The following is a 4,657-nucleotide window of genomic DNA, read 5'->3' on the forward strand; positions in this document are numbered from 1 at the left end:
TGATCGCCTGGCGGCGCAGGTCGTCAAGTGGGGTCAACAGGGTGAAATTCCACGGTGTGTCGCTCAACGGCCGGGTCTGCGAGAGATAGCTGGTGGCCTGCTGGTCATCCTCGACCTCGGTGTTGGCGGGAAAGGTCAGTTTCTCCATGCCCTCGGTGAGGTGTTCTCGTGCCAGGGGAATCAGCTCGTTCAGCGGGAACCAATAATATTGCAGGCTGCGAGCCAGGCGTTCCTTGGTTTCGTCGCTCAGTGGACGTACCGACTTGAGCCGTCGCGCCGGGTCGCTGGACAGGATGATGATGCCGTTTTCGTCACTGACGAAGGCTTCCAGGCGGGCTCGCTGCCAGCGTTCTTCCATGGCTTCGAGGCGGACCTTGACCACGGCCACGCCGATGATCTTGCCTTGTTCCTCCAGGCCATGGGCCAGGTAGTAACCCGGTTCGCCATTGGTGCTGCCGATGCCATAGAAACGCCCTGGCTGGCCACGCACGGCGTTCTGGAAATAGGCACGGAAGGACAGGTCTTCACCCAGGTAACTGTCGACATCGCGCCAGTTGCTGGTGGCCATGACCCGGCCGGTGGTGTCCATCACGTAGATGGCCCGGCTGCGGCTGCGCCGGTTGAGGCCTTCGAGGTACTCGTTGACGGTCTTGCGATGCTCAGGCGTCGGGTCGTCGAGCAGTTGCGAGACACTCGATTCAAGCTCCAGCAGGCTGGGCAGGTAGGTGTACTTGCTGATCTCGCTCTCAACCGCGCGGGCGTGCAGCTCCAACTGGCGCTCGCCATTCTCGGCCAGGCCGCGAATGCCGTAGCGCTCGCTGATCCAGAAGCCGAGGTAGCCCAGGCCGACCATCAGGGCGATGATCAACGGAGGCAGGAACAGATGGCGGATCAGACGGGGTTTCACGGCGAGTGATGGCGGCGCGGCGCGATAAAGGGTGGGGTCGCATTTCATCACAGAAGCCTTGGGTCAACCACAACACAAATCGACAAGCCAACACTGGACCCTGTGGGAGCGAGCTTGCTCGCGATAGCGGACTGTCAGTCAACATCATTGTCGACGGGTCAGCAGTCATCGCGAGCAAGCTCGCTCCCACAGGGAATTGCGTGTTGTTCAGTGCTGCAGGATTTTCTCGAGGAAATGCTGCGCACGTTCTGAGCGGGCGCTGATGTCGCCGAAGAACTCTTCTTTCGGACAGTCTTCGATGATCTGCCCCTGGTCCATGAAAATCACCCGGTTCGCCACTTTGCGGGCAAAGCCCATTTCGTGGGTCACGCACATCATGGTCATGCCTTCGTGGGCCAGTTGCACCATCACGTCGAGCACTTCGTTGACCATTTCCGGGTCGAGGGCCGAGGTCGGTTCGTCGAACAGCATCACCACCGGGTCCATTGCCAGCGCCCGGGCAATCGCCACGCGCTGCTGCTGGCCGCCGGAGAGCTGGCCCGGGTGCTTGTGGGCATGGGCCGAGAGACCGACGCGCTCAAGCAGTTGCAGGCCTTTCTTGGTGGCCTCTTCCTTGCTGCGGCCGAGCACCTTGATCTGCGCGATGGTCAGGTTCTCGGTGATGGTCAGGTGCGGGAACAGTTCGAAATGCTGGAACACCATGCCCACGCGTGAACGCAGTTTCGGCAGGTTGGTCTTCGGGTCGGCGATCGACGTGCCATCGACCACGATGTCGCCTTTCTGGAACGGCTCCAGGGCGTTCACGCATTTGATCAGCGTGGACTTGCCCGAGCCCGACGGCCCGCACACCACCACCACCTCGCCCTTGCTGACCTCGGTGCTGCAATTGGTCAGTACCTGGAAGTCCCCATACCACTTGTTGATGTTCTTGATAGAGATCATACGGCGAACCTTTTTTGCAAACGCTTGACCAGCAGCGAGGCGGCAAAGCTGATTGTGAAGTACACGAGACCTGCGATGATCAGGAACTCATTGGAGCGGCCGATGATGTCGCCATTGGCTCGCGAAGCATTGAGGAAGTCCACCAGGCCGACCGTGTAGACCAGCGAGGTGTCCTGAAACAGGATGATGCTTTGTTGCAGCAACAGCGGGGTCATCTTGCGAAACGCCTGGGGCAGGATGATCAGGCGCATGACCTGGCCATAATTCATGCCCAGTGCCTGTGCCGCGCCCATCTGGCCCCTGGGGATCGACTGCACGCCGGCCCGGACGATTTCGCAAAAGTACGCCGCCTCGAACATCATGAACGCCACGACGCAGGAACCGAACGCGCCGATGGGGGTGTCCTCGCCGGTGATCCAGCGCAGCACGAACGGCACCGCCAGGTAGAACCAGGTGATGACCAGCAGCAACGGGATCGAGCGGAAGTAGTTGACGTAGGCGCCAGCGATATTTGAGACCAGCTTGTTGTGGGACAGGCGCATCAGCGCAAGAATTGTCCCGAGGATGATCCCGCCGACGACGCCCATGGCCATCAGCTTGAGGGTCATCACCATGCCGTTCCACAAGCCGGGAATGGCCGGGATGATGCCTGTGAAATCGAATTCCATTATTTACCCCCCACGGAGATCAGGCCGGGCACCGCGACTTTCTTCTCGACCAGGCGCATGAGCAGCATCAGGCTCATGTTCAGGGTGAAATAGATCAGCGTCGCCAGGGTAAAGGCTTCGAACAGGTTGGCCGAGAACTCGGCGGTCTGCTTGGTCTGCGCGAGCAGTTCCATCAGGCCGATCAACGACGCCACGGAGGAGTTCTTGAAGACGTTGAGGAACTCGGAGGTAAGCGGCGGAATGATGATCCGGTAGGCCTGGGGCAGCAGCACGTTCCAATAGATCTGCGGCAGCTTGAAGCCCATGGCTCGGGCAGCGGATTCCTGGCCGCGTGGCAGCGCCTGGATACCGGTGCGTACCTGTTCGCAGACCCGTGCGGCGGTGAACAGGCCCAGGCAGACGACAACGCTCAGGTAGGCCGAGGTGGTCGGGTTCAGGTCCTGCTTGTACCACTCCTGCATGTCGGCGGGCAGCAGGTCCGGCACCAGGAAGTACCAGATGAACAGCTGAACCAGCAGCGGCACATTACGGAAAAGCTCCACGTAGCAAGTGGCGATACCCGACACCAGCCGGTTCGGCACAGTGCGCATCACACCCAGGATCGAGCCCAGCAGCAGGGCGATGATCCAGGCCACGACGGCGATGGCGATGGTCCAGCCCAGGCCGGCCACGTACCAGTCGAGATAGATCTCGCTGCCCACGCCGGTGGACTTGAAGAACACGCCCCAGTCCCAGTTGTAATTCATTAGGGTCTCCCCTCAGATCGATCGATGTACAAATGCCTGCCTGGGGAAGCTCCGTTCCCGCCCGGCTTGGAGGCCAGGCACACGCAATCGGCTCGACAGCCACCGGTTCGAGTGTTTCCAGATTTGCCAGCAGGGAGTGACCATCCCCTGAAGGAGCGGGGGCTCCTTCAGGGGATAAGGTTAGTCAGAAATCAGGATTTCTTTTCGTCAGCCGCTTTGTCGGTCGGTTCTGCGATCAGTTTCTTGAGTTCGTCGCTCATCGGGAAGTTGAGGTTCAGGCCTTTTGGCGGGATAGGTTGCATGAACCATTTTTCGTAGATCTTGTTGATCTCGCCCGACGCGTAGGTGGCCTTGATGGCCTCATCGACAGCCTTTTTGAACGGCTCGTCGCCCTTGCGCATCATGCAGCCGTAGATTTCGTAGGACTGTGGGGTACCGGTGACGGCCCAGTCATCGGCCTTCTTGGCCTTCGCGGCTTCACCGGCCAGCAGGGCGTCGTCCATCATGAACGCGACGGCACGACCCGATTCCAGCATCTGGAAGGATTCGCCGTGGTCCTTGGCGGAGATGACGTTCATCCCCATCTGTTTGTCGGCATTCATGGCCTTGAGGATGCGCTCGGACGTGGTGCCGGCGGTGGTCACGACGTTCTTGCCCTTGAGGTCGTCGAAATCCTTGTACTTGGAATCTTTCTTGGACAGCAGCTTGGTGCCGATCTCGAAGATGCCAACGGAGAAGTCAACTTGCTGCTGGCGCTCGACGTTGTTGGTGGTGGAGCCGCATTCCAGGTCCACGGTGCCGTTCTGCACCAGCGGGATACGGGTTTGCGAGGTGACCAGGTTGTACTTGACCTCCAGGTTCGGTGCGTCCAGCTCTTTTTTCAGCGCTTCGACGACTTTCAACTGGATATCGTGGGAGTAGCCGACAGGCTTGCCGGAAGCGTCCGCGATGTAGGAAAACGGAATGGAGGCGTCGCGGTGACCCAGCGTGATAACGCCGGATTCTTTGATCTTTTTCAACGTGCCGGTCAGTTCGGCTGCGAAAACCGGAGTGCTGATCAGAGCAGCAGCAATGGCTGCGCCCAGGAGATGGGGAACGATGCGCATCGATGTTTCCTCGACATTGTTTTTTTTGTATTCGGCCGGTTCACCGGCCCTGAGTGCGTCGAATGCCTGACAGCTCCTGTTGTGTTGGCGTAACAGGCGTTCGTCTCGAGGAGTGTAGAGCATGAGTCGTGCCAAGCCAGTGACGCTTACCTAACTTAATGTTTTTAAAGCTAATTAATGTTTTGTTTCAGGTTTTATCCGGCCTTGTTTATCCGGTTAGCCGAACTGACTGGTGGGTCTTGTTCGGAAAACCGAATGCGCGCAGATCGCTTTTGATCCTTGTGGGAG

The 4,657-nt window shown here is 59.3% G+C and carries 4 protein-coding genes and 1 pseudogene; all 5 read right to left on the minus strand.

Translation table 11 applies throughout. The features are described 5' to 3' along the window. Nucleotides 1-955, minus strand: a pseudogene (gene aauS / locus OC610_RS21490) (two-component sensor histidine kinase AauS); the annotation flags it as partial. A 159-nt stretch (nt 956-1,114) separates the two neighbouring features. Next, nucleotides 1,115-1,849, minus strand: a complete 735-nt coding sequence (locus tag OC610_RS21495; protein ID WP_018614195.1) for an amino acid ABC transporter ATP-binding protein — start codon at nt 1,847-1,849, stop codon at nt 1,115-1,117. Continuing rightward, nucleotides 1,846-2,517, minus strand: a complete 672-nt coding sequence (locus tag OC610_RS21500; protein WP_264430612.1) for an amino acid ABC transporter permease — start codon at nt 2,515-2,517, stop codon at nt 1,846-1,848. The genes OC610_RS21495 and OC610_RS21500 overlap by 4 nt, the downstream gene beginning before the upstream one ends. Beyond that, on the minus strand, nt 2,517-3,263 hold the full coding sequence (locus tag OC610_RS21505; RefSeq protein WP_181288652.1) for an amino acid ABC transporter permease: 747 nt from the start codon (nt 3,261-3,263) through the stop codon (nt 2,517-2,519). Before OC610_RS21505 ends, OC610_RS21500 begins: the two co-directional genes overlap by 1 nt. A gap of 191 nt (nt 3,264-3,454) precedes the next feature. Then, nucleotides 3,455-4,369: a glutamate/aspartate ABC transporter substrate-binding protein gene (locus OC610_RS21510; protein WP_264430613.1), complete on the minus strand. Its 915-nt coding sequence runs from the start codon at nt 4,367-4,369 to the stop codon at nt 3,455-3,457. Nucleotides 4,370-4,657: the final 288 nt, after the last annotated feature.

Origin of the sequence: Pseudomonas agronomica (assembly GCF_025917275.1) — a bacterium.
GTDB classification, from domain to species: Bacteria; Pseudomonadota; Gammaproteobacteria; order Pseudomonadales; family Pseudomonadaceae; genus Aquipseudomonas; species Aquipseudomonas agronomica.

Coding starts and splice junctions, on each gene's coding strand:
- OC610_RS21505 (WP_181288652.1), bottom strand. CDS start 3,263: ATGAATTACAACTGGGACTGGGGCGTGTTCTTCAAGTCCACCGGCGTG.
- OC610_RS21495 (WP_018614195.1), bottom strand. CDS start 1,849: ATGATCTCTATCAAGAACATCAACAAGTGGTATGGGGACTTCCAGGTA.
- OC610_RS21510 (WP_264430613.1), bottom strand. CDS start 4,369: ATGCGCATCGTTCCCCATCTCCTGGGCGCAGCCATTGCTGCTGCTCTG.
- OC610_RS21500 (WP_264430612.1), bottom strand. CDS start 2,517: ATGGAATTCGATTTCACAGGCATCATCCCGGCCATTCCCGGCTTGTGG.